The sequence below is a fragment of the Allobosea sp. RCC_152_1 genome (assembly GCF_041360765.1).
Taxonomy (GTDB): Bacteria; Pseudomonadota; Alphaproteobacteria; order Rhizobiales; family Beijerinckiaceae; genus Allobosea; species Allobosea spartocytisi.
Genome location: NZ_JBFUPU010000001.1, coordinates 417,495 through 441,744, shown reverse-complemented (window position 1 = coordinate 441,744; position 24,250 = coordinate 417,495). Strand labels below are relative to the sequence as shown.

The following is a 24,250-nucleotide window of genomic DNA, read 5'->3' as shown; positions in this document are numbered from 1 at the left end:
CGGCACGACCATGGCCAGCATGACGAGCTTCATGGCGAGCGACAGCGAGCCGGCAGGACGGATCTTCGGGCTCATCGCTTCACCTCCCAGGTGGTCGTCGGCTCGCCGGTGGCGGGGTCCTTGCCGTCCTTGAGCGCGATGCCCATGGCGGCGAGCTCGTCGCGGATGCGATCGGATTCGGCGAAGTTTTTCGTGCGGCGGGCGTCGAGGCGAAGCTCGACGAGAGTTTCGACTTTTTCCACCGGCACCGCGTTGAGAACAGGCCTCTGAGAACGCCACTGCGGTAGCGAGTATTCAAACAGTCCTAGCAGCTTACCGTTGGCCAAGAACTGGCTTCCAGCGCGACCGTCACCGTCTCCCGCCTTCTTATAGAGCGACCTCATTTCCGTAAGAGCTTCGGACGTGTTCAGATCGTCCGAAAGCGCTTCGAGCATTGGTTTGCTCGTCAATGCGGGGCTGTAGTGAAATTGAGTGGCTAGCGCGTACCAGCGATCAAGTTCCTTCTCCGCCTCCTCCAGCGCCTTCACCGTCCAGTCGATCGGCTGGCGGTAATGCGTCTTCAGCATCGCGAGGCGCAGCACCTCGCCCGGCCATTTGCGGCCGCCGAAGGTTTCCGTCGCCAGCAGTTCGTTGATCGTGACGAAATTGCCGAGGGATTTCGACATCTTCTCGCCCTCGACCTGCAGGAAGCCGTTATGCATCCAGATATTGGCCATGCGCGGCGCACCCTCCCCGCCCCCGAAGGCGCAGCAGGACTGGGCGATCTCGTTCTCGTGGTGCGGGAAGACGAGGTCGATGCCGCCGCCATGGATGTCGAAGACGTTCTTCGCCGGATCGTCGCATGACAAGCCGCCACCGAAGGGCGCGAGCAGCTTCGCCATCGACATGGCCGAGCATTCGATGTGCCAGCCCGGGCGGCCGGGGCGGGTGATCCCCTCCGGCGCGCTGTTCGGCCAGAGCCAGCCGGGGTCGATACCCTCGCGGCTCGGCTTCCAGAGCACGAAATCCATCGGATCGCGCTTATAGGGCGCGACATCCACGCGCGCGCCGGCGACCATCTCGTCGAGCGAGCGGCGGGCGAGCGAGCCGTATTTCGGCGCCTTCGCCAGATGCGTCACCGCGGGGACGTGGAACAGCACATGCTCCTCGGCGACATAGGCGACGTCGCGCGCGATCAGCCGATGGATGATCGCCTGCATTTCCTCGATATGCTCGGTGGCGCGCGGCTCGCTCGTCGGGCGCAGATTGCCGAGCGCGTCGACATCATGATGGAACTGCGCCGTGGTGGTCGCGGTGACCTTCGCGATCGCCTCGTTCAGCGGCAAGCCGGGGAAGTCGCGCGCCGCACGGGCGTTGATCTTGTCGTCGACGTCGGTGAGGTTGCGGGCATAGGTGACGTGCTCGGGCCCATAGACGTGCCGCAGCAGCCGGTAGAGCACGTCGAAGACGATGACCGGGCGGGCATTGCCGATATGGGCGTAGTCGTAGACCGTCGGGCCGCAGACATACATGCGCACGTTCTGCGGATCGACCGGAGCGAAATCCTCCTTCGTCCGCGTCAGCGTGTTGTAGAACCTCAGGGTCGGCGACATCGGGGGCAAATCCTGGAACGAACGAAACGACAGAAGACAAGAAACAGCCTGGCCGCTGGCCGGGGCGCTTTTGTCTGTTCGTTTTCAGGACGAGGACGTGAGCAGCCGGCCAGCGAAAGCTAGCGGCAAATAATGCAAGGGCTGTTGATGGCGGCTCGCGTCATGGGAAAAGTGATTGCCTGTCCGCGCGCTTTCCGTCAAGAGGGCGCCCGACTTGCTGCGCCGCAACATCGCCGCCGCCATTCACGCAAATTTAACCGGCCGGAACCATCCTCCCGATTCTCGGGGTCTCCCGCCCGTCGCCCTCAGGAATCTCACCCCATGCGCCGCGCCGTGGCTTTCGTCGGACTGCTCGGGATCGCCGTCGCCGGCATCTCGCTCTCGATCATGCCGATGAGCCGCCCCGCCGCCGCCCCCAGCGAACAGCGCACCTTCCTGATTCCCGCCAGCGACGGCTACGGCGTTGCCGACTGCATCTCGACCCGGTCGGAATGCGGCAAGATCGTCGCCAATGCCTGGTGCGAATCGCAGGGCTTCGGCAAGGCCGTGGCCTTCGGCATCGCCGACCGTGCCGATTTCACCGGCACGGTGACCAAGCCGACCCCGGCGGCAGCCGCCGAGCAGCCGCTCAGCATCACCTGCGGCGAATAATCCCCTCGCCTACCGGATCCAGTCGCTGCATTTCGGCGCCTCGCCGGTATTGCCCCAGGGCATGATCGGCACGGTCGAGGTCGAATTCTGCGGCGAGCCGTCGATGAGCTTGTCCGAATAGACCAGATAGACCAGCACGTTGCGCTTGGCGTCGCAGCCGCGCACGATCTGCATCTTCTTCCAGATCAGCGAGCGGCGCTCGCGGAAGACGACATCGCCCTGCTCGGCCTTCTCCTTGAACTTGATCGGCCCGATCTGCCGGCAGGCCAGCGAAACCTCCGAGACCTCCTCGGCCACACCGAACATGCCCTTGACGCCGCCCTTCTCCGGCACGGTGTAGTGGCAGGCCACGCCCTCGACGAGCGGATCGTCGACGCCGTAGACGGCGAGCTTGTCGTCCGGCGTCAGCGCCTTCCAGACCGTCGATTTCTTGAAGATCAGGTCTTCCTGCGCCATGGCCGGCGCCACGAACGCCCCGGACAGAGCAACGGCCAACGCAGCCAGGATCCAACGACGAAGCAACATTCCCATTCTCCCGGCGCGTTTCGGTTCGGCGCCCGGCAGGATATGGGAAGCCCCACGCCGGCGCACCAGAGTTCTGCAGCCGCCCCCACATCAAAGCAGAGGCGACCAATGCTACCCGAGCTGGAAAGCGAGAGATTGTTGCTGCGGCCGCGCCGGCTCGACGATCTCGATGCCATTGCCCGGATGAACGCCGATCCGCAGGTGATGCGCCATATCGCCTCGATCGACGACCCGGCGATGGGCCGGGACGCCGTCGCCGCGCGCAGCTTCACCCATGTCGCACGCGGGCTCGGCTATTGGTCGGTCTTCGCCAAGATCGATCCGGCAGATTTCACCGGCTATGTCGGGCTAATTCCCGATGGCAATGACATGGACGTCGCCCAGTTGAGCTATCGGTTCGACACGCGGCATTGGGGCAAGGGCTATGCCCGGGAAGCGGCCGCCTGCCTGCTGCGCCATGGTTTCGAGGCCCTCGCCCTGCCGGAGATCCTCATTACCACCCATCCGGAGAATGCGGCGTCGCTGCGGCTTGCAGCCCGGCTGGGTTTCGAGCCGGCACCAACTCGGGCCGCGTTCCTGATCGGCACGCCACCTGTGGTCGCGACCCGGCTGCGCCTCGGGCGCCCCGAGCGGCGTCAGGGCCCGGCCTCATAGCGTTTCAGCGCCTCGGTACGCCGGGCGATGACCTCCGCGCGGCAGGCCGGAAAATGCAGGACCTGCCCTTCCCGCCCGAAATCGCCATTGCCGTAGAACCTGCAGGATTTCTCCTTGAAGGCGTTCCAGGCGCGCTGCTCCGCGAGCAGGTCCTTCTTCGTGTTCGGTTCGCTCGCCTCGTAGAGCCGTTTCCAGGTCGCGTTGAGCTTGGCGTCCTCGCGCGCGACCCATTCGCCGCCGCAGGCGCCCCAAGCCGGATTGGTGCCATCCGAATCGTCGATGCAGCGCTTGTAGACCTCGTCGGCCGCTGCCGGGGATGCGAGAGCGACGAGGACCGGCAGGAAGTGCCACCAGCGCCGCATGGTCACGCCGCCAGCGGCTTGAAGACGAGATAGGCGGCAACCAGCGCGCCGACGATGCCGAGCGAGAAGAAGACCAGCTTCAGCCGCGTCATCCTGCTGGCGAAAGCGACATCGCCGGCCTCGACGCGGGGATATCTGTCGAGAAGACGGGCCACCGCCAGATTCTCGGCCACGTCACAGAGCCCGCCGAGGAGCCAGCCGCCGCCGCAGAGCGCCGCGACCCACCAGGGCTGCCCGCGCATCGCGAGTCCCGCGATCAGGATGGCTCCGACGATGGCGTAGACGAAGGCGAAGGCAACATCGGCCGGAAGCACCCGGTTGCGGTAGCGCGCCCGCGTCGTCTCGCCATAGAGCCCGAAGAGCTTCTCGACATCGGCGACATTGTAGCCGTTCCAGTCGCTCTCCAGCATGCGCGGCACGCCCTGACGGTTCGACCAGAAGCCGACGAGCCAGAACAGCACCACGACGAGAAGCGGCCCCCAGACGAAGAAGGCCAGCGGGATCGCTGTGGAATAGAGCGGCACGGGGTCGATCATGGCGTCTCGGCTCTCGCGGCGGGCGGTGTTTCGCGGCGCAGGTTATCCGGCGTCTCGCCCGCCAACAAGCTGGAGCTGCGCGCGGGCGTCAGAGCAGCTCTTCGGGTGGGGCGAGATCGAGGCGGCGCAATTCGACGCGGGTCTGCTGCGAATCGTAGCGCAGGAAATATTCGTCGAGCTGCGGCGGCGCGACGGCGGTGCCGGCCAGCATGGCATGGGCCTGGCCGCGATGATGGATCTGGTGCTGGAAGAGATGCGCCAGCAGATCGTCGACGCGCTCCTCGACCTGTCCGTGCTCGCCGCGGTCCGTCGTGACGGTGGTTGCGAGCATGTCGTCGCTCAAGCCGTCGCAGAAGGCGATCAGCCGCCGGTCTGCAGCGGCCTGGGCGGGGAGGAGCTGCGCCATGTCGAAGGGCCGGAAGCGCTCGAACACCAGCCGGCCGAGGCCGCCGCGTTCGAGCGCGTCGATATAATAGAGATCGACCATCAGATTGTGGTTCAGCGTCTCGTGCAGCGAGGGAAAGAAGCTCGTCCGCTCCACCTTGAAATCCGCATCGCTAAGTTGCGCGCAGGCCGTGAGCAGCCGCCAGTTCGCCCAGGCGTTGTTATGGGCCATCTTGCGGCAATGGGCGGCAAGCGCCCCGCGCCGGCCGAAACCCGCCTCAGTCATGCGGCAGGACCTCCTGCTCGATGGCGCCGAAGATCGAATGGCCGTCGGCGTCCTTCATCTCGATGCGGACCGTATCGCCGAAACGCAGGAATGACGTCTTCGGCTCGCCATGGCGGAGCGTCTCGACCATGCGCTGCTCGGCGATGCAGGCATAGCCCACCCCGTCCTCTGCCACCGGCTTGCCCGGCCCGCCATCGGCATCGCGGTTCGAGACGGTGCCGGAGCCGATGATCGTGCCGGCCGAAAGCCGGCGCGTCGCCGCCGCATGGACGATCAGCGTGCCAAAATCGAAGGTCATGTCGGTGCCGGCATCCGGCCTTCCGAAGGGCGCGCCGTTGAGCTGGGCCAGGACCGGACGATGCAGCTTGCCGTCGCGCCAGGCCGAGCCGAGCGCGCCGGGCGTGACGGCGACCGGTGAGAAGGAGGTGGACGGCTTTGACTGAATGAATCCAAAGCCTTTCGCCAATTCGCTCGGAATCCGATTCCGCAGGCTCACGTCGTTTGCGAGCATGACGAGGCGGATGGCGGCGAGCGCCTGCTCGCGCGTCGCGCCCATCGGCACATCGCCCGTGATCACCGCGATCTCGGCCTCGAAATCGATACCGTCCTCCTCGCTGCGGGCGTGGATCGGCGCGCGCGGGGCGAGCGGCGCATCGCTCCCGCCCTGATACATCAGCGGGTCGGTCCAGAAATTGTCCGGCATGGCCGCGCCCCGCGCCTTCCGGGCGAGTTCGACGTGATTCACATAGGCCGAACCGTCGAGCCACTGGAAGGCGCGCGGCAACGGCGCGGCGCAATCATGCTCGTGGAAACGGAAGGACGGCACCGAGCCGTGCTCCAGCCCCTCGGCGAGGTCGGCGAGCCGGGGCGCGAGGCGCTCCCAATCGTCCAGCGCCGCCTGCAGGGTGGCGACGACCGGAAAGGCGTCGGTCGCACGCGTCAGGTCTGCGGAAACCACGACGAGGCGGCCTTCGCGGCCATGCGAGAGGGAGGCAAGCTTCATCTCTTTTCATTCCTTCCCGGACGCGCCAATAAAGACGCAACAAGCCTTGTGAACAGGCTCTGGGAGGAGACCATATGGAACGTCGCTCGTTTTTGAAAACGGGAGCGCTCGCCGCGGCCGCAACAGCCGTCGCCGCGCCCGCGATCGCGCAGTCCCAACCCCAGGTGAAATGGCGGCTGACCTCGAGCTTTCCGAAGTCGCTCGACACCATCTTCGGCACGGCGCAGCAGTTCTCGAAATATGTCTCCGACGCCACCGACGGCCAATTCGAGATCCAGGTCTTCGCGCCGGGCGAGATCGTGCCCGGATTGCAGGCGCTCGACGCCGTCTCCTCCGGCACGGTCGAATGCGCGCATTCGCCGACCTACTACTACATCGGCAAGGACCCGACGCTGGGGCTCGGCACCGGCATCCCCTTCGGCCTCAACGCCCGCCAGCAGCATAGCTGGTGGTATTTCGGCGGCGGCGAGCAGATCGTGAACGGCGTGCTCGACCGCTTCAACGCCTATTCCATCCCCTGCGGCAACTCCGGCACCCAGATGGGCGGCTTCTTCCGCAACGAGCTCAAGGGCGTCGACGATCTCAAGGGACTGAAGTTCCGCATCGGCGGCATGGGCGGCGCCGTGCTGTCCAAGCTCGGCGTGGTGCCGACGCAGATCGCGCCGGGAGACGTCTATCCGGCGCTGGAGCGCGGCTCGATCGACGCGGCCGAGTTCGTCGGCCCCTATGACGACGAGAAGCTCGGCTTCATCCGCGTCGCCAAATATTACTACTACCCCGGCTGGTGGGAGGGCGGCGCCATGCTGCACCTCATCATCGGCAAGGAGGCCTGGGCCAAGCTGCCGAAGCCCTATCAGGCCATCGTCCAGCACGCCTGCGAGGCGGCGAACAACTGGATGCTGGCGAAATACGACTATGTGAATCCGGGCGGGCTGCGCCGGCTCGTCGCGCAGGGCGCGCAATTACGGGCCTTCCCCCTGCCGGTCATGGAGGCAGCCCTGAAGGCGGCCGAGGAATACTACGCCGAGACCGGGGCCAAGAGCCCGGACTTCAAGAAGGGCTACGATTCGATGGTCGCCTTCCGCGGCGAGAACCTGCTCTGGTGGCAGATCGCGGAGCTCTCCTACGACTCGTTCATGAACCGGCTGAAGGCGCGCTGAGGCGCGCCGGCGCCATCCCCACCCGTCGCCCCGGAACGGATCAGCCGAAGCTGGTCCGCCTCGGCGGCCGGCGCTCCATCGCCTCGCGCAGATCGGCGCCGGCACGCCTGGGGCGGCGAGCGAGAAGGCGCTTAGCCAGTTTCGCCGCCTTGCGGCGCTGTTTGGCGATCTTGCGCGGGATCTCCTGCGCAAGCGCATCGACGCCATCCAGCGCTGGCCTTTCGGCGAGATGCGCACGGACCATGCCGAGGTCGATCGCATTGCCGAGCCGCGAGCGCAGGCGCTCCGCCGCCTTGGCCTGCTGCCCGAGCCCTGCCGGGTCGGCCGGCGCGAAGAAGCTGAGCTGATAGCTCAGATCGACGATCATGCTTCGCCACTCGTGCAGATGCTCCGCGTCCATCCGGCGCGGATCGCGGCGCCCATGGCGCCGTGCCAGCCGATAGCTGCGCCGGAAGGCCCGGACCAGAAAGTCGCCCGTCTCGTCCGACACGGACCAGCGCGCCATCTCGGCCGACAGGCGCCGGAGCTCGTCGCGGACGGCGTCTCCCTGCTCGGCCAGCAGCGCCACGGCTGCATCCTGCGCGTCGTCCTCGGAGGCATGGTCGGGACAGAGCGCACTGAGCACCTTGGCGACGACCGCCGTGTCGCGGGCGATGCCGAAGCCGCGGCGCAAGCCTCCGATAGCCCCGCGAACCGCTTTCCCCTCCTCGGTCAGCTCGGCGGGAGCAAGCTTCAGCAAAGCGCGCCACGCCTTCATCAGGCGGCGGAATTCATGAATCGTCCGTCCCGGATCGCCCTCCCGGCAATCGAGCACGGCCAGGGCACGGGCCGGAAACTCACGGCAGGAGCGCAGCCAGTGCCGGGCCCATCGCCGCGTCATCGATACCCTCGCATCCGGACCGATTCTCGAGATGCTCGCCATGCTGACCTGTTTCGCGCGTTTCCCCGACGGCAACGTATCCGAGCGGCAGACCGCCATTCTACCACGCCTCCGGCTCGGATCGCGCGCGTTCGAGGCAGGAGCCGCGTTGCTCCTTCACCGGCGCGACCGACGCGGCCACCGCCACGCGACAGCATCGTCTTTCGACTGTATGGTTGTGGCCCTCTCCTGCTGATGGCAGCCGCACCGGCTCGCCGGCCTCTCCGGAACCAGCTACACAGCCGCCCATGTCAGAGAAAACCTCGCCCTCGCTCCAGGACCAGATGCTCCGGCTGGAGCGCTTCCTGCCCTATCGCCTGAATGTCGTCGGCACGCTGGGCGGCCGCGCGCTCGGCCGGATCTATGGCGAGCATTTCGGCATCGGCATCCCGGAATGGCGCGTGGTGGCGCAGCTCGGCGAGTTCGGCAAGCTGACCTCGCGCGACATCGGCGAGCTCGCCCAGATGCACAAGACCAAGGTCTCGCGCGCCGTCACCGAGCTGGAGAAGCGCGGCCTCGTCTCGCGCGCCGAGAACCGGCAGGACCGGCGCGAATCCTTCGTGACCCTGACGCCGGCCGGCAAGCGAATCTACGACCAGATCGTGCCGCTGGCGCTCGGCTTCGAGGCGCGCTGGATCGAAGGCATCGCGCCGGAGGAAATCAAGGTGTTCGAGCGCGTGCTCTCGACCCTGACCGAGCGCGGCCGCCTGCTCGCCGGGAATTATCGCGAGGAAGACGGGTCGTAGGGGCATCCCGGACCCGTCACACATCGCGCCGTCATCCCGGACAAGCGGCGAAGCCGCGCAGATCCGGGATCCATGCCGGAACGCCTCCGGCAAGGGCTCAGGCATGGATCCCGGGTCTCCCTTCGGTCGCCCGGGATGACCAGCATAAAATCCAGGCCGAAAACCCTCAGAAATACCGCGCGAGATTGCGCTTGATCCGCTCCTGCGGGTTCTCGCCCGCCGGCGGATAGGCGAAAGCCTGGCCGGTGATCGTCTCATAGGCGCGCACATAGACCGCCGAGGTCTGGTCGATCAGCTCCTGCGGGATCGGCGGCAGCTCCTCCTTGTAGGGGTCGCAGCGCGCCACCACCCAGTTGCGCACGAAATCCTTGTCGAAGGATTCAGGCTTCCCGCCGCTGGCGAAGCGCTCGGGATAGCTTTCCGCAAACCAGTAGCGGCTCGAATCGGGCGTATGGATCTCGTCGGCGAGCAGGATGTTGCCGTCGGCGTCGGTGCCGAACTCGTATTTCGTGTCGGCCAGGATGAGGCCGCGCTCGCTCGCGAGCTTCTGGCCGCGAGCGAAGAGCGCCAGAGCGTAGCCCGAGACGGTCTCCCATTGCTTCTGCGTCAGGAGGCCGCTCCCGACGATCTGGCCGGCCGAAAGCGGCTCGTCATGGCCGCCGTCGAAGGCCTTGCTGGTCGGGGTGATGATCGGCTCCGGCAGCGCCTCGTTGTCGCGCAAGCCGTCCGGCAGCGTCATGCCGTACATCTCGCGCCGGCCCTGCTTGTACATGGTCAGGATCGAGGTGCCGGTCGTGCCGGCGAGATAGCCGCGCACCACCATCTCGACCGGCAGGATGTCGAGGCGCCGGCCGACGACGACATTCGGGTCGGGATATTCGAGCACATGGTTCGGGCAGATATCGGCGGTCTTCTCGAACCAGTAGCGCGCCGTCTGCGTCAGCACCTGCCCCTTCAGCGGGATCGAGGCGATGGCGCGGTCGAAGGCGGAGAGCCGGTCGGTCGAGATCAGGATACGGCGTCCATCCGGGAGATCGTAATTCTCGCGGACCTTGCCGCGATAATAGTTCGGCAGCTCCGGGATGACGGCTTCGTGAAGCGGCAGGAATTCGGACATGAGCGGCGCTGGCCTCGCGACGAAAGGAGCTGCCGACGCCGCAATCGCGGTGCCAGCCCCGCGCTTCTAGTCGAAGCGCGCGTTTTCCACCACCTGTCCGGCGCCCTTCGCCGCGGATTGCTGCGCGCGCCCGGATGTGGCATGCGAAAGCCGCGTCACCTCGGCCGACTCGGCGTCGGGAGACGCGGGGGCTCCATAGTTCCGTCGCGTTTGGCGGGTGTTGTTGGCAGGAGTTTGTGGCCCGACGGCCTGCTCCGACAGTGGATGACGTGACCCGACCTGCGATGATGCTGCGACTTTCCAGACGCTTCGGCATGGCCCTGCTGGCGCTGGCGGCTTTGAGCGGGACGGCAGCCGCCCAGTCACCGTCCTGCGACGCATGGCGCGCCGAGCTTCAGAGCCTTCAGGGCCGCAGCGGCGGCGATCCACGCGCTGCGCAGGCCGCCCAGCGCGTCGGCGCGCAGCTCGGCCAGCTGAGCGGCCAGTACCGCGCCATGGGCTGCGACCGCGGTGGCGGTTTCCTCTTTTTCGGCGGACAGGCGCCGCCGCAATGCGGCGGCATCCGCGCGCAGATGGGCCAGTTGCAAGCGCAGTATGAGGCGCTCCAGCAACGGGCACAGGGCGGCGCGCTCGAGCAGCGGCGCGCCCAGCTCGCGGCCGCGATCAGCAACAATTGCGGCGCGCGCCCGCGCGGCTTCTTCGACACGATCTTCGGGCGCGACCCGGGTCCCGGCCCCGGCGGCGTCGACTCGACCATCCCCGAGCTCGACCCCGAGCAGCCGGTGATCGAGCCGGAAAAGCCGCGCCTCGGCGGCGCCCAGACCGTCTGCGTGCGCAGCTGCGACGGCTATTTCTTCCCGCTCGCCAACAATAACGGCAATGCCGACGAGATGTGCCAGGCGCTCTGCCCCGGCAGCGAGACGACGGCCTTCGGCATGAGCGCGGGCGGCGACATCCAGAACGCGGCCTCGCGCTCGACCGGCCAGCCCTATTCGTCCCTGCCGAACGCCGGCAAATACACCCGCTCCTTCGATGCGACCTGCACCTGCCGCGGCCAGGGCCAGAGCTGGTCGGAGGCGCTGAAGAACGCCGAATACCTGCTCGACAAGCGCAAGGGCGACGTCATCGTCACCGAGCAGCGCGCGGCCGAGCTCTCGCGGCCGAAACCCGATCCCAAGCGGCGCGGCGCGCCCGAAGCGGTGAAGCCGACTCCGGCCGCTCTCCCGGACGCGCCGGACGAGAAGCCGATGCCGTCGGAGAACTCCCCGACCTCCGGCACCGAATCGGCCGGCGTCGGCCCCGACATCGTCGACGAGAAGACGCTCGACAAGGGCGACGGGCTGAAGAGCGAGTCGCGCAGCGTCACCGGCGAGCGCCGCACGGTGCGCATCGTGGCGCCGAACCTCGCGCCCAATCTGAGCCCGCAACTGGTCAAGCCCTGATCCACATAAGTTCCATGCGCGGACGACAAATCGCGCAGCCGGGTATCGTCATGCTCGGCGCTGGACGCATGGGCGAGACCGTCGCATAAAGAGCGAACCTTGCCGCCCCTTCGGGAGGCCGCCAGACCGCATTCCGGCCCGTATCCCCGCGGGTCCTGCCTTCTGACGCTCCCACCAGCTTCAGAGGGCCTTCATGTCGGACGTCAGCACGACACAGCCGCACCACCCGCACCCGATCGAGCTCAGCGACGCCCGGCGCAGGATCAAGGCGATCTTCATCGGCTCCGTCGGCAATCTCGTCGAGTGGTATGATTTCTACGCCTATACCGCCTTCGCGCTGTATTTCGCGCCGCATTTCTTCCCCTCGACCGACCCGGTTGTGCAACAGCTCAACGCCGCGACGCTGTTCGCCGCAGGCTTCATCGTGCGCCCCGTCGGCGGCTGGCTGTTCGGCCACCTCGCGGACCGCTATGGCCGGCGCCTGTCGCTGATGCTCTCGGTGGTGATGATGTGCTTCGGCTCGCTGATCATCGCCTTCACCCCGACCTATCAGACGATCGGCTTCGCGGCCCCGGCCCTGCTCGCTCTCGCCCGCATCATCGAAGGCCTCAGCCTCGGCGGCGAATACGGGGCGAGCGCGACCTATCTCACCGAAATCGCCGACCCCGAACATCGCGGCTTCTATTCGAGCTTCCAGTATGTGACGCTGATCGGCGGCCAGCTCACCGCCATCTTGGTGCTGCTGCTGCTCCAGAATGTCTTCCTGACGCATGAGCAGCTCGTCGCCTGGGGCTGGCGCATCCCCTTCATCATCGGGGCCGTCCTCGCCGTCACCGCCATGTTCATGCGGCGGCATATGCAGGAGACCGAGGCCTTCGAAGCCGCCAAGGGCACGATGAAGCGCGAAAGCTCGCTGCGTGGCCTGTTGAAATATCCGCGCGAGGTCGCGATCGTGGTCGGCCTCACCGCCGGCGGCACCGCCGCCTTCTACACCTTCACCACCTATATGCAGACCTTCGTGAAGCAGACGGTCGGCCTCTCCGACATCGTCACCACCTATGTCATCGCCGGCTCTCTGATCTTCGCGGCGATCCTGCAGCCCATCTATGGTGCGATCTCCGACCGGATCGGCCGCAAGCCCGTGCTGATGTTCTTCGGCATCGCCGGCACGCTGCTCACCGTGCCCATCCTGACCACGCTTTCCGGCACGAAATCGCCCTGGATCGCGTTCCTGCTGATCTGCGGCGCTTGGATCTTCACCGCCGGCTACACCTCGATCAACGCGGTGGTGAAGGCCGAGCTGTTCCCGACCTCGGTGCGTGCGACCGGCGTCGCCGTGCCCTATGCGCTGACCGTCTCGATCTTCGGCGGCACGGCGCCGGCCATCGCCCTGTTCTTCAAGCAGCAGGGCCACGAGCAGTGGTTCTACTACTATCTCGCCGGCATCATCTTCCTCTCGTTCCTGGTCTACGCGCTGATGCGCGACACCAAGCACGCCTCGGCGATGCACCGGCACGAGTGAGGGGGCGGCTCTCTGCCGTCATGGTCGGGCCTGACCCGATCATCTCGGAAACCAGCCCCTATACCGAACGAGATTCTCGGGTCCGCTGACGCGGCCCGAGAATGACGGCGGGTATCAGGCGCTCTCGCCGGCCAGCCGCTTCAGGGCCTTCTCCCGCCCGATCAGCGGCAGCAGGGCCGCCAGTTCCGGCCCATGGTCGAGGCCGGTCAGCGCCTGGCGCAGCGGCATGAACAGCCCCTTGCCCTTGGCGCCGGTGGCGGCGGACACGGCCTGGGTCCAGCTCTTCCAGCTCGTGCCGTCGAAAGGCTCCGGCGGCAGCAGCTCAGCCGCCTTCGCCACGAAAGCCGGATCGGCGATGACGGGCGTGGCCGGTCCCTTGACGACCTGCCACCAGAGCTTCGCCTCGTCGAGTTTCGTCAGGTTGCCGCGCACGGCCAGCCAGAACGGCTCCCCGCCAGCGACGCCGATGGCCGCGAGCCGATCGGCGACCGTCGCGAAGGGCATCTGGTGCAACGTGCGGGCGCTCAGCGCTTCGAGCTCATGCTCGTCGAACTTGGCCGGAGCGCGCGAGACATGGGCCAACTCGACGAGACCGGCGAGCTCGTCGAGGCTCGCAACGGGACGCACCGCGTCGGAGGTCCCGACCAGCACGGCCAGCACCGCGACGGCCAGCGCCTCGACGCCAGAGTCGCGCAAGCCCCGCAGCGAGAGATGGCCGAGGCGCTTCGAAAGCCCCTCTCCGCTCGCCGTGGTCAGCAAGTTGTGGTGGCCGAAGACCGGCAAGCTCGCGCCCAGTGCCTCGAAGATCTGCGCCTGAACCGCCGTGTTGGTGACGTGGTCCTCGCCGCGGATGACATGGCTCACGCCGGTCTCGATATCGTCGACGACGGAGGGCAGCGTGTAGAGATAGCTGCCGTCCTCGCGCACCAGAACCGGATCGGAGAGCGAGGCGCAGTCGACATGGGAGGGGCCGCGCACGAGATCGTCCCAGGCCACCTCGCGCGCCTCCAGCAGGAAGCGCCAATGCGGCTTGCGCCCTTCCGCCTCGAAGGCTGCCTTCTGCTCGGCGGTGAGCTTCAGCGCGGCACGGTCGTAGATCGGCGGCAGGCCGCGGGCGAGCTGGCGCTTGCGGCGGCGGTCGAGCTCGTCGGGCGTCTCGTAGCAGGCATAGAGCCGCCCCGCGGCGCGCAGGCGGTCCGCCGCCGCGTCATAGATCGCCAGGCGCTGCGACTGCCAGATGACCTGATCGGGCACGATGCCGAGCCAGCCGAGATCCTCGGCGATGGCCTCGGCATATTCCGGTTTCGAGCGCGCGATGTCGGTGTCGTCGTAGCGCAGCAGGAAACGGCCGTGATGGCGGCGGGCGAACAGCCAGTTGAACAGCGCCGGCCGGGCGTTTCCGATATGCAGATAGCCGGTGGGCGACGGCGCGAAGCGGACCAGAGACGTTGTCATGACGCGGCTTATGGCGCTTTTGGCCCCGGGCGACAATCGCTCGTCTGATAAGGCGCCTGCAACCTTAGGCTGTTAACCCGTTATTAGGGTTACCAAGGCATGAATCGCTCCCAGGCAGGGCAGAACGGAGCCAGACCGTACCGCTGCCGGGGAGATCAGGATGCGCCTCCGTTCCGTCACGCGCGTGGTCGGTTCCTTTGCACTTGCCGCGGGACTCGGCGCGCCGGCCTTCGCGGCCGATTATCCGGTGCTGCGCGGCTCGCAGATCGAGGACATGCCGCAGGCGCCGTCGCTCTCGGGCGGCTCCTATAATTGGTCAGGTTTCTATTTCGGTGGCTTCGGCGGCTTGTCTCAAACGCGTTTCCGCACCGACAAGGGCGTTCTGGACATCGCCAGAGGCGCATTCAACGGTGCTTCGGTCCTGAACGAACTCGACCCGGGCCAGCTCGTCCTGTCATCGGCCCGCACCGATCGTGGTTCGACCTTCGGCGCCTTCGTCGGTTATAATTTCGCATTCGGCGATGCGATCATCGGCTTCGAGGCGGAATATTCCCGCGTCGATCAGTCGACATCCGCCTCCACCCTGGAGGCGCGGCTCCTGAGTTCCGGTGCCATGGCCATCGCATCCGTCCAGGATGCCCGATTGAACGACTACTTCAATGCCCGCATTCGCCTGGGCTACGCCTATGGCATGTGGATGCCGTATTTCACCGCCGGCGCCGCGGTCGGCCGCTTCGATACCAACGTGGCCGTCGCCGCCGATTGGGCGAATAGCAGCGGAGCCAGCTACTATGGCTGGCCACGCGTGCTCGGCGGAGCGAAGAAGGATGTCTGGGGCTACGGCTACTCGGTCGGCGGCGGTCTCGAAGCCGCCTTGACTGAGAATCTCCTTGTCCGCGGCGAGTATCTGTTCAGCAGCTTCAATGACGTCGAAGGCGTGACGGTCAACGTCAACACCGCGCGCGTCGGTGCCGCCATCAAGTTCTGACGGCATCCTCCTGCCGCAACGAAAAAGGCCGGGACATCAGTCCCGGCCTTTTCCATTTCGTCTGACGGAGAAGCGGCTTACTCCGCCGCCTCGACCTCGGGACGCGCCCGCCCGGCCCGCTCGCGCTTGACCAGCTCGGCGACGAGGAAGGCCAATTCCAGCGCCTGCTCGGCATTGAGGCGGGGATCGCAGACCGTGTGGTAGCGGTCGTTGAGGTCGGCGTCGGTCATGCCGCGTGCACCGCCGGTGCATTCGGTGACGTTCTTGCCGGTCATCTCCAGATGCAGGCCGCCAGCATGGCTGCCCTCGGCCTGATGGACGGCGAAGAAGTTCTTCACCTCGGTCATGATCAGGTCGAAGGGCCGCGTCTTGTAGCCGCTCGCCGCCTTGACCGTGTTGCCGTGCATCGGGTCGCAGGACCAGACGACGTTGCGCCCTTCCCGCTTGGTGGCACGCACCAGCGCGGGCAGGTTGTCGAAGACCTTGTCGGCGCCGAAGCGGCCGATCAGCGTCAGCCGGCCCGGCTGGTTCTGCGGATCGAGCACTTCGATCAGCTTGAGCAGACCGTCGACCGTGGTCGAGGGGCCGCATTTCAGGCCGATCGGGTTCTTGATGCCGCGGAAGAACTCGACATGGGCGTGGTCGAGCTGGCGCGTGCGGTCGCCGATCCAGACCATGTGGCCGGAGGTGTCGTACCACTCGCCGGTCGTCGAGTCGGTACGGGTCATCGCCTGCTCGTAGCCGAGCAGCAGCGCCTCGTGGCTGGTGTAGAAGTCGGTCGTGCGCATCTCCGGATGGGTCTCCGGGTCGATGCCGATGGCGCGCATGAAGTCGAGCGCCTCGGTGATGCGCTCGGCCACCTCCTGGTAGCGATGCGAGGACGGACTGTCCTTGACGAAGCCGAGCATCCAGCGATGCGCGTTGTCGAGATTGGCGTAGCCGCCCGTCGCGAAGGCGCGGATCAGGTTCAGCGTCGCGGCCGACTGCCTGTAGGCCTCGAGCTGGCGACGCGGATCGGGGATGCGCGCTTCCGCCGTGAAGGCGATATCGTTGACGATGTCGCCCTTGTAGCTGGGAAGCTCGACATCGCCGATCTTCTCGTTCGGCGCCGAGCGCGGCTTGGCGAACTGCCCGGCAATGCGCCCGACCTTCACCACCGGCGAGCCGCCGGCGAAGGTCAGCACCACCGCCATCTGCAGAAACAGCCGGAAGAAGTCGCGGATGTTGTCGGCCGAGTGCTCGGCGAAGCTCTCGGCGCAGTCGCCGCCCTGAAGGAGGAAGGCCTCACCGGCCGCGACCTTGCCCAACGCCCGTTTGAGCTTGCGCGCCTCGCCTGCAAAAACGAGCGGCGGAAAGCCGGCGAGCTGCTGCTCGACCGCCTTCAAGGCTGCCTGGTCCGGATAATCCGGAATCTGCTGGGCGGGCCTGGCCCTCCAGCTCTCTGGCGTCCACCGCTCGGACATGGGACTACGTGCTCCTGACTTTGGGATCGCGCATCGTTAACCTCTTGGTAGCGCGAGGGGCGGCTATACACCCAAGCTCGCGGAATGGCCATCGTCTGGCGGCGGCCCCCGCAGCGGGCTGCCCGGCCCATCGTCACACACGATCGAAAAGCCGATTCCCCGCAACGGGATAGCAGCGCCGGTTGCCATGCTGATTCAGGCGCTTCACAGGCTGATTCAACCGTAGCCGCGGAAACTCTACTGGCAGTGCTGTCCCGGAAACGCGCGTCATCCCGGACGGAGCGAAGCGGAGATCCGGGATCCATCGTCGAGCGCTGCGCCTTTCGATGGATCCCGGGACAGGCCCGGGATGACGACGTGGTTCCGCGAGACGATTGATAGCCCTACCCCGCCCGCGGCGTGCGCATCGTCACCAGTTCCTCGGCGGCGCTGGGATGCAGCGCGACGGTGCGGTCGAAATCCGCTTTGGTCGCGCCCATCGTCACCGCGATAGCGGTTGCCTGGATAATCTCGCCGGCGTCATGGCCGAGGATGTGGACGCCCAGCATCTTGTCGGTCTTCGCGTCGACGACGAGCTTCATGTAGATGCGCTCGTGACGGCCGGAGATCGTCGCCTTCATCGGGCGGAAATTGGACTCGAAGACGCGCAATTCATGGCCGGCGGCGAGAGCCTGATCCTCGCTGAGACCGACCGTGCCAACCTCCGGCGTGGTGAAGACGGCCGAGGCGATGATCCCGTGATCGACCGTCCAGGGCTTGTTGCCGAAAACCGTGTCGGCGAAGGCATGGCCCTCGCGGATCGCGACCGGGGTCAGGTTCACCCTATTGGTGACGTCGCCGACCGCGTGGATCGACGGCACGCTGCTGGTCGAGGCGGCGTCGACGACGACCTCGCCGAGCGGCCCGAGCTCGGCCCCGACCTTCTCCAGCCCGAGCCCCTTCGTGTTGGGACGGCGCCCGGTCGCGACCAGGACGACATCGGCCTCGATCGGCGCGCCCGTCGCGCAATGGGCGCGGCGGCTGCCGTCCGGCAGTTCCTCGATGCGCTCGACGGTACAACCGAGGCGGAAGGTGATGCCGGCCTCCTTCAGCGCGTCGCGCAGGCGGGTGCGGATGTCCTCGTCGAAGCCGCGCAGGATGTTGTCGCCCCGGTGCAGGAGCGTCACCGCGACGCCGAGCCGGGCGAAGAGGCTGGCGAATTCGAGCGCGATATAGCCGCCACCGACGACGAGCATCCGCTTCGGCAGCACCGGCAGGTGGAAGACCTCGTTCGAGGAAATGCCAAGCTCGCCGCCGGGGATCGGCGGATCGAAGGAGGGCCAGCCACCGGTCGCGACGAGGATGTGGCGGGCGCGGACGAGCTGCCCGCTCTTCTGCAGGCGGACCTCATGCGGTCCCTCGATGACGGCCCGCTCCTCACGGATTTCGGCCTTCGCGCCCTCGAGCCCCTTGCGATAGAGCCCGGACAGGCGCGTGACCTCGTTGGCCACGGCATCGCGCAGCGTCGGCCAGTCGAAGGACGGCTTTGCGGGAAGCGTCCAGCCGAAGCCGGCCGCGTCCTCGAAATCCTCCGTGAAGCGGCTGGCATAGACGAAGAGCTTCTTCGGCACGCAGCCGCGGATGACGCAGGTGCCGCCGATCCGGTCTTCCTCCGCGATCATCACGCGGGCGCCATGGCCCGCCGCGATGCGCGCCGCACGCGTGCCGCCGGAGCCGGCCCCGATGACGAAGAGATCGACGTCGTACTCAGCCATGGTCTTCTCCTTGTCGCGCGGCCGCGCCCGGACCGAACCAGAGGATCCCGGCTCCCAGAACGGCAATCCACCAGCCTTGCCAGGCACCGTGCCCGACGACCGAAATCGCAAAGGCAGCGGCGAAGAGCGCGAGGCGCGGCGCCATCTCCCGCGCCGGCAGCCGGCGCAATCGCGCCAGCAGAAGCAGGCCCGCCGCAAGCAGAATGCCCGCCCCGATCGCTCCGGTCTCGACCCATGCCTGCAACGGCATGTCGTGAGGGTGCCCCACGCCCAGGAGCACCCTATGCTCCGGCGCCACCTCGGCCGCCACCGGGTGCCGGTCCATGCTGGCCGAGGTGCCGAAGCCGGCGCCGGCGATCGGCCGTACCCGCACCACCTCGCCGAAACTCTGCCAGATATCGATACGAGCCTGCCCGGTCATGACAGCGAAACGGTTCAGGATCACCGAGGGTAGCCAGTTATGGGCGGCAAGGCCGAGAACCGGCGCCATCGCCATGGTCAGGACGAGCCCGATCGCGGCGGCCGTCAGCATCAGGCGCGGCCAGTAGGCCGACGCGACCCAGCAGACGAGGCAGACCGCGACGCCGAGCCGCGCCGAAGCGCTCTCCGAGCGCAGCGCCAATGCGGCCACGGTCAGTCCGAGCAGGACTGCCAGGATCCGGTCGGAGCGGCGCGCGGCCGGCATATGCCAGAGACCATGGATCGTGGGCACGGCCAGCACCAGCGCCGTGATGGCGGGGCGATTGAAGACGAAGCTCATCAGCTTTCCGATGCCGAGCTCGGCCCGCTGCGACAGCCCGGAGGTGAGCTCGACCATGGCCAGCAGGCTGGCGAGGATGATCGCGACCGCAAGCGCGCGCAGCCATGCGGGCTGCGGCCTGAACCGGCCCGAAGCCGCAATCGCGAGCGCGAAGACCGCCGGCAGCACAAGCTCCGCCCAGGCCCGCAAGGAGGCCGCCGGCCTGTGGCTCCACAGGATCGAGAGAAGGGCCCAGGCGAGGAAGGCGGCCAGCGCCAGCCCCAGCGGGGTCGCGAGCAGGCTCCGCAAGCGCGCGACGACTTCGCCCGCCCGGCCCGCCGCGACAGCTGCGGCGATGAAGGTCATGGCGCCGAGGCCGAGCATCAGCGGCGCGGAGCGATTGGCGAGCCACATCGCCAGCGGCATCAGCACCATCAGCACCGAGCCGGCCGCCACGAGACGGGTGGAAAGAAGCGAGGAAGTCGAGACGGCTTCCTGGCCGACTGGAAGGCGGGGCTGGCTCATGGGCTGCGATTACGCGATCGGGCCGATCTTCGCCAGAGGCGTGGTTGCAAGCCCCGCCTTTGCCTTCCGCTGACACGACGCCTGCAACGAAAGACGTAGAACTTCGGAAAACCTGCCGGTTCGACCCGAAATCATGTCATCCGATTATGTAATCAGGCGCAATTGACGCCTGGAGCGGCATGGTGCCACAGGGCAAAGGCAACCCTAAAAAACTCGCGGCGAAGCCGCACAGCGGAGGAAATCCATGCTGACATCGGTCCTCAAGCGCGGCACCCTCGCGGCCGTGGCCCTCGCGGCGCTCTCGACGGCAGCCTTCGCCCAAGTGAGCGAGCTCAAGATCATGGCTCCGGCAGCTCCCGGCGGCGGCTGGGACGGCACCGCGCGCTCGATGCAGCAGGCGCTGACCGCGGCCGGCATCGTCAAGAGCGTGCAGGTCAACAACGTCACCGGCGCCGGCGGCACCATCGGCCTCTCCCAGCTCATCGGCGCGAAGGGCGACGGCCATCAGCTGATGGTCAACGGCTTCGTCATGGTCGGCGCGATCCTCCTCAACAAGTCGCCGGTCAACCTGACGCAGGTGACGCCGATCGCCCGCCTCACCGCCGAGGCCGAGGTCATCGTCGTGCCGACGGAGTCGCCACTCAAGAGCGCCAAGGACCTGGCCGAGCGCCTGAAGGCCGACCCGGCCAAGGTGACCTGGGCCGGCGGCTCGGCCGGCGGCACCGACCACATCCTCGCCGCGCTGTTCGCGCAGGCGGTCGGAGCGGACGCCAAGAAGATCAACTACATCCCGTTCTCGGGCGGCGGCGAGGCACTGGCTGCCATGCTCGGCGGGCGCGTCACCGCCGGCGTCTCCGGCTATGGCGAGTTCGAGGGCCAGATCAAAGCCGGCAAGCTGCGCGTGCTCGCGGTCTCCTCGGGCAAGCGCCTCGAAAACGCGCCGGACGCCCCGACCCTCAAGGAACAGGGCATCGAGCTCGAGCTGCTGAACTGGCGCTCCGTCGTCGCTCCTCCCGGCCTCTCGGCCGAGCAGACCAAGGCCCTGACCGACACGGTCGAGAAGATGGTCAAGTCGAAGGAGTGGCAGGAGATCCTCAAGGCCCGCGGCTGGGACGATTCCTTCCTGGCCGGCGCCGCCTTCGACAGCTTCCTGAAGGGCGAGATCGAGCGCGTCTCCAAGGTGATGACCGAAGTCGGGCTGGTGAAGTAAGCCGACCGGCACCGTCGATATCTCGGGGGGCCGGGCAACCGGCCCCTTTCTCAACGCCAGAAGCGCCTCCAACTCTTCTCCCGTCGCCTTGTCGCCGCGCGAACCGGAGCCGCTTCGCCCCACAATGCGCGAAGGCGCCAGCCTCCATCAGGGGAACGCCATGACGAACGAGACCCGCACGCAAGGCGCCGACAAGCCGGCCCTGATCGTGGGCGTGCTGCTGCTGATCGTCGCCGCCCTGATCGGCTATGACGCCTCGCAGCAGACCATCACGTCGAACTACGGCGTCGGCCCCACCGCCATGCCCTATGTCGTGGCTGCCGGATTGACCATTCTCGGGCTGGCGCATTTCGTCGTCGCCTTCCGCGAAGGACTGCCGAAGCCCGATGCTGCCGACGGTACGGCCCTGCTCTGGATCGCGGGCGGACTCATCTTCCTGATCGCCTGCATCGGGCTCGGCGGCGGCTTCGTCATCGCCATCGCGGTCGTCTTCGCCTGCACGGCGCGCGGCATGGGGCGGCGAGCGCTTGCCGTCGATGCCGCGATCGGCTTCGTGCTCGGCCTCGCGATCTTCCTCGTCTTCGCCAAGGTCCTGACGCTGATTTTGCCGGCGGGACCGCTCGAACAACTCTTCCTCTGAGGCGGGCCGGACACGATGGAAACGCTGCTTTCGCTTCTCCACGGCTTCACGGTCGCGCTCGAACCCTCGAAGCTGCTGTTCTGCCTGATCGGCGTCTTTCTCGGCACCGCGGTCGGCGTGCTGCCCGGCATCGGCCCGGCGTTGACGGTCGCGCTCCTGCTGCCGGTCACCTTCAAACTTGACCCCGCCGGCTCGCTCATCATGTTCGCCGGCATCTATTACGGCGGCATGTATGGCGGCTCGACCACCGCGATCCTGCTCAATGCGCCGGGCGAGAGCGCCTCGCTGGCAACCGCGCTCGAAGGCTCGAAGATGGCCAAGGCGGGGCGCGGCGGCCCGGCGCTGGCGACGTCCGCCATCGGCTCCTTCGTCGCCGGCCTGATCGCGACGATCGGCCTCGCCTTCCTGGCGCCGTGGCTGGTCGAGGTCGCGGTGAAATTCGGCCCCTGGGATTATTTCGCGCTGATGATCGTCGCCTTCGTCACGGTCTCGGCGACCTTCGGCGACTCGCCGCTGCGCGGGCTGACCAGCCTGTTCATCGGCATCGCGCTCGGCCTCATCGGCATCGACAAGCTGACCGGGCAGGCCCGCCTGACCTTCGGCGTACCGGAGCTGCTCAACGGCGTCGAGGTGACCACGCTGGCCGTTGGCCTGTTTGCGGTGGGCGAGGCTTTCTACGTCGCCTCCAAGCGCTCCCACGCTCCGGAGGAGATCATCCCGATCAAGGGCTCGCTCTGGATGACCAAGGAGGACTGGAAGCGCTCCTGGGCGCCGTGGCTGCGCGGCACCGCCTTCGGCTTCCCGATAGGCGCCCTGCCCGCCGGCGGCGCGGAGGTCCCGACCTTCCTCAGCTATTCGACCGAGAAGCGGCTCTGCAAATATCCCGACGAGTTCGGCAAGGGCGCGATCGAGGGCGTCGCGGGGCCGGAAGCCGCCAACAACGCCTCCGCCGCCGGCACGCTGGTGCCGCTGCTGACGCTCGGCCTGCCGACCTCGGCGACCGCCGCGATCATGCTCGCCGGCTTCCAGCAATACGGGCTCAACCCCGGCCCGCTGCTCTTCGCCGAGAAGCCGGACCTGGTCTGGGGCCTGATCGCCTCGCTGTTCATCGCCAACGTCATGCTGGTGATCCTGAACCTGCCCCTGATCGGGCTCTGGGTCAGGCTGCTGGCGATCCCGCAGCCCTGGCTCTATGCCGGCATCGTCGTCTTCGCGACGATGGGCACGCTCGCGGTCAACGGCTCGCCGGTCGAGCTCGCCATGCTCTTCATCTTCGGCTTCATCGGCTATCTGATGCGCCGCTACGACTATCCGGTCGCGCCGATGGTGGTCGGGCTCATCCTCGGGCCGATGGCGGAGCAGCAATTGCGGCGCGCCCTGCAGATCAGCCTCGGCGACCCGATGATCCTGCTGGAGAACCCGATCTCGGCGACGCTGCTCGGCATCGCCGCGCTCGCCCTGATCGCACCCTTCGCGATGAAGGGGCTGAACCGGTTCAAGGCCTCGGAGGACTGACCAGGCCGAGCCTGAACAGGCTCTCCCCGGTCGCGACCAGCGCTTCCGCCGCCGGTCGCGGCTGCCAGCCGAGCATGGCGATCGCCTTGGCACTCGTCGCGGTCTTGCTCCGTCCGAGCTCGGGCGTCGCAGCCTGACGGGCCGTCGCGCTGAAGCGGGCGACGAGGCGCACCAGCCAGTTCGGCAACACGACGGTCGAGACGCGGTCTGCGCTCTGGCCGAGCCCCGCCTTCAGCGCCTCGGCGATGGCCCGCATCGTCATGAAGTCGCCGGCCGTGGCCAGGAAGCGCTCGCCGGCGGCGGCAGGGTCGGTCATCGCGCGCAGATGCAGCTCGGCGACATCGCGCACATCGACCACGCCGAACATGAGCTGCGGCACCGCGCGGAGCTTGCCCTCGAGCATGGTCCGGATCAGCACGATCGAGGCCGAGAGATCCGGCCCGAGCAGCGGGCCGAAGATACCGACCGGGTTGACGACGGCGAGTTCCAGCCCCTGCCCTTCGCCGTCGACGAAATCCCAGGCCGCCTTCTCGGCCAGCGTCTTCGATTTCGGATAGGCGGCGAGCCCCGGTGCGGCGGGATCGGTCCAGTCGCGCTCGTCATAAGGGCGGTCGAGCGGGCGCCCATAGCCGATGGCGGCGAAGGACGAGGTCAGGACCACGCGCCGGATGCCGGCGCGATGCGCGGCGCGCAGCACGCGCAAGCTGCCTTCGCGGGCCGGCCGGATCAGCTCGTCCTCGTCGCGCGGCGCCGCCGTCAGAAGCGGCGAAGCGACATGCAGCACATGGGAGCAGCCCGCGACGGCCGCGTCCCAGCCCGCATCGGCCGTCAGATCGGCAATCGCGACCTGAAGCCGCCCGTCGAGCTCGGCCCCCGCAGCGGCCAGGGTGGCCCGCAGGCCGGCCTCGCGCGCCGGCGAGCGCAAGGTCGTGCGGACATCGTAGCCGGCCTTCAGCAAAGCGAGGATGCAGTGGCCGGCGAGAAAGCCGGAGCCGCCTGTCACGAGAACGGTCTGGCGGGTCATGCCGAGGCTTTCCATCGCAGGGAGGAAGGGCGGTCAAA

General features: G+C 67.4%; 23 protein-coding genes. 10 read left to right on the top strand and 13 right to left on the bottom strand.

What is annotated here, in order from left to right; all coding sequences use genetic code 11:
• Positions 1–71: 71 nt before the first annotated feature.
• Positions 72–1,601, bottom strand: coding sequence for a cysteine--tRNA ligase (gene cysS, locus AB6806_RS02080; protein ID WP_142020429.1), 1,530 nt, complete (start codon positions 1,599–1,601; stop codon positions 72–74).
• Between the two features lie 312 nt (positions 1,602–1,913).
• Here cysS and AB6806_RS02075 point away from each other — a divergent pair, with 312 nt between their 5' ends.
• Positions 1,914–2,243, top strand: a complete 330-nt coding sequence (locus AB6806_RS02075; RefSeq protein WP_142020428.1) for a hypothetical protein — start codon at positions 1,914–1,916, stop codon at positions 2,241–2,243.
• 9 nt (positions 2,244–2,252) lie between these two features.
• Here the strand turns inward: AB6806_RS02075 and AB6806_RS02070 are convergent, their stop codons facing one another.
• Complete coding sequence (locus tag AB6806_RS02070; protein WP_248312398.1) at positions 2,253–2,768, bottom strand: CreA family protein; 516 nt, start codon at positions 2,766–2,768, stop codon at positions 2,253–2,255.
• 108 nt (positions 2,769–2,876) lie between these two features.
• Here AB6806_RS02070 and AB6806_RS02065 point away from each other — a divergent pair, with 108 nt between their 5' ends.
• Complete coding sequence (locus AB6806_RS02065; RefSeq protein ID WP_185747796.1) at positions 2,877–3,422, top strand: GNAT family N-acetyltransferase; 546 nt, start codon at positions 2,877–2,879, stop codon at positions 3,420–3,422.
• Here AB6806_RS02065 and AB6806_RS02060 read toward each other — a convergent pair.
• The 4 genes from AB6806_RS02060 to AB6806_RS02045 form a co-directional block, all read right to left on the bottom strand.
• Positions 3,404–3,784, bottom strand: coding sequence for a lysozyme inhibitor LprI family protein (locus AB6806_RS02060; protein ID WP_142020426.1), 381 nt, complete (start codon positions 3,782–3,784; stop codon positions 3,404–3,406). The two genes, AB6806_RS02065 and AB6806_RS02060, sit on opposite strands and share 19 nt — an antisense overlap.
• 2 nt (positions 3,785–3,786) lie before the next feature.
• A complete protein-coding gene (locus AB6806_RS02055; protein ID WP_142020425.1) occupies positions 3,787–4,320 on the bottom strand; it encodes a hypothetical protein in 534 nt (177 codons plus the stop codon).
• Between the two features lie 88 nt (positions 4,321–4,408).
• Positions 4,409–4,990 carry a DinB family protein gene (locus AB6806_RS02050; RefSeq protein ID WP_142020424.1) on the bottom strand — a complete coding sequence of 194 codons (582 nt, stop codon included), beginning with the start codon at positions 4,988–4,990 and terminating at the stop codon, positions 4,409–4,411.
• Positions 4,983–5,993, bottom strand: a complete 1,011-nt coding sequence (locus tag AB6806_RS02045; protein WP_370954019.1) for a fumarylacetoacetate hydrolase family protein — start codon at positions 5,991–5,993, stop codon at positions 4,983–4,985. Before AB6806_RS02045 ends, AB6806_RS02050 begins: the two co-directional genes overlap by 8 nt.
• A 74-nt stretch (positions 5,994–6,067) precedes the next feature.
• On the opposite strand from AB6806_RS02045, the gene AB6806_RS02040 reads away from it, so the two are divergent.
• Positions 6,068–7,153: a TRAP transporter substrate-binding protein gene (locus AB6806_RS02040; RefSeq protein WP_142020422.1), complete on the top strand. Its 1,086-nt coding sequence runs from the start codon at positions 6,068–6,070 to the stop codon at positions 7,151–7,153.
• A 40-nt stretch (positions 7,154–7,193) separates the two neighbouring features.
• Here AB6806_RS02040 and AB6806_RS02035 read toward each other — a convergent pair whose 3' ends face one another.
• Positions 7,194–8,033, bottom strand: coding sequence for a CHAD domain-containing protein (locus AB6806_RS02035; protein WP_370954018.1), 840 nt, complete (start codon positions 8,031–8,033; stop codon positions 7,194–7,196).
• 287 nt (positions 8,034–8,320) lie between these two features.
• On the opposite strand from AB6806_RS02035, the gene AB6806_RS02030 reads away from it, so the two are divergent.
• Complete coding sequence (locus tag AB6806_RS02030; protein ID WP_038361803.1) at positions 8,321–8,818, top strand: MarR family winged helix-turn-helix transcriptional regulator; 498 nt, start codon at positions 8,321–8,323, stop codon at positions 8,816–8,818.
• Between the two features lie 166 nt (positions 8,819–8,984).
• Here the strand turns inward: AB6806_RS02030 and AB6806_RS02025 are convergent, their stop codons facing one another.
• On the bottom strand, positions 8,985–9,935 hold the full coding sequence (locus AB6806_RS02025) for a phosphoribosylaminoimidazolesuccinocarboxamide synthase (RefSeq protein ID WP_370954017.1): 951 nt from the start codon (positions 9,933–9,935) through the stop codon (positions 8,985–8,987).
• Positions 9,936–10,204: 269 nt separating this feature from the next.
• On the opposite strand from AB6806_RS02025, the gene AB6806_RS02020 reads away from it, so the two are divergent.
• Both AB6806_RS02020 and AB6806_RS02015 read left to right on the top strand, forming a co-directional pair.
• Positions 10,205–11,377 carry a DUF2865 domain-containing protein gene (locus tag AB6806_RS02020; RefSeq protein WP_370954016.1) on the top strand — a complete coding sequence of 391 codons (1,173 nt, stop codon included), beginning with the start codon at positions 10,205–10,207 and terminating at the stop codon, positions 11,375–11,377.
• A gap of 193 nt (positions 11,378–11,570) precedes the next feature.
• On the top strand, positions 11,571–12,899 hold the full coding sequence (locus tag AB6806_RS02015; RefSeq protein WP_038361799.1) for an MFS transporter: 1,329 nt from the start codon (positions 11,571–11,573) through the stop codon (positions 12,897–12,899).
• Between the two features lie 114 nt (positions 12,900–13,013).
• Here the strand turns inward: AB6806_RS02015 and gltX are convergent, their stop codons facing one another.
• Positions 13,014–14,354, bottom strand: coding sequence for a glutamate--tRNA ligase (gltX, locus tag AB6806_RS02010; RefSeq protein WP_370954015.1), 1,341 nt, complete (start codon positions 14,352–14,354; stop codon positions 13,014–13,016).
• Between the two features lie 160 nt (positions 14,355–14,514).
• On the opposite strand from gltX, the gene AB6806_RS02005 reads away from it, so the two are divergent.
• On the top strand, positions 14,515–15,342 hold the full coding sequence (locus AB6806_RS02005) for an outer membrane protein (protein ID WP_112764081.1): 828 nt from the start codon (positions 14,515–14,517) through the stop codon (positions 15,340–15,342).
• Positions 15,343–15,419: 77 nt separating this feature from the next.
• Here AB6806_RS02005 and AB6806_RS02000 read toward each other — a convergent pair whose 3' ends face one another.
• The 3 genes from AB6806_RS02000 to AB6806_RS01990 form a co-directional block, all read right to left on the bottom strand.
• Complete coding sequence (locus tag AB6806_RS02000; RefSeq protein ID WP_370954014.1) at positions 15,420–16,805, bottom strand: class II 3-deoxy-7-phosphoheptulonate synthase; 1,386 nt, start codon at positions 16,803–16,805, stop codon at positions 15,420–15,422.
• A gap of 383 nt (positions 16,806–17,188) precedes the next feature.
• The gene (gene gor, locus AB6806_RS01995; RefSeq protein WP_370954013.1) at positions 17,189–18,559 is read right to left on the bottom strand and encodes a glutathione-disulfide reductase; all 1,371 of its coding nucleotides are present in this window, start codon (positions 18,557–18,559) and stop codon (positions 17,189–17,191) included.
• The gene (locus AB6806_RS01990) at positions 18,552–19,823 is read right to left on the bottom strand and encodes an O-antigen ligase family protein (RefSeq protein ID WP_142020414.1); all 1,272 of its coding nucleotides are present in this window, start codon (positions 19,821–19,823) and stop codon (positions 18,552–18,554) included. The genes gor and AB6806_RS01990 overlap by 8 nt, the downstream gene beginning before the upstream one ends.
• Positions 19,824–20,067: 244 nt before the next feature.
• On the opposite strand from AB6806_RS01990, the gene AB6806_RS01985 reads away from it, so the two are divergent.
• From AB6806_RS01985 to AB6806_RS01975, 3 genes are all read left to right on the top strand, one after another.
• Positions 20,068–21,033: a Bug family tripartite tricarboxylate transporter substrate binding protein gene (locus tag AB6806_RS01985; protein WP_133561716.1), complete on the top strand. Its 966-nt coding sequence runs from the start codon at positions 20,068–20,070 to the stop codon at positions 21,031–21,033.
• A 160-nt stretch (positions 21,034–21,193) separates the two neighbouring features.
• The gene (locus tag AB6806_RS01980) at positions 21,194–21,673 is read left to right on the top strand and encodes a tripartite tricarboxylate transporter TctB family protein (RefSeq protein WP_038362557.1); all 480 of its coding nucleotides are present in this window, start codon (positions 21,194–21,196) and stop codon (positions 21,671–21,673) included.
• 15 nt (positions 21,674–21,688) lie between these two features.
• A complete protein-coding gene (locus tag AB6806_RS01975) occupies positions 21,689–23,188 on the top strand; it encodes a tripartite tricarboxylate transporter permease (RefSeq protein WP_038361784.1) in 1,500 nt (499 codons plus the stop codon).
• Here the strand turns inward: AB6806_RS01975 and AB6806_RS01970 are convergent.
• A complete protein-coding gene (locus AB6806_RS01970; RefSeq protein ID WP_370954012.1) occupies positions 23,169–24,212 on the bottom strand; it encodes an SDR family oxidoreductase in 1,044 nt (347 codons plus the stop codon). The genes AB6806_RS01975 and AB6806_RS01970 overlap by 20 nt on opposite strands.
• Positions 24,213–24,250 lie beyond the last annotated feature (38 nt).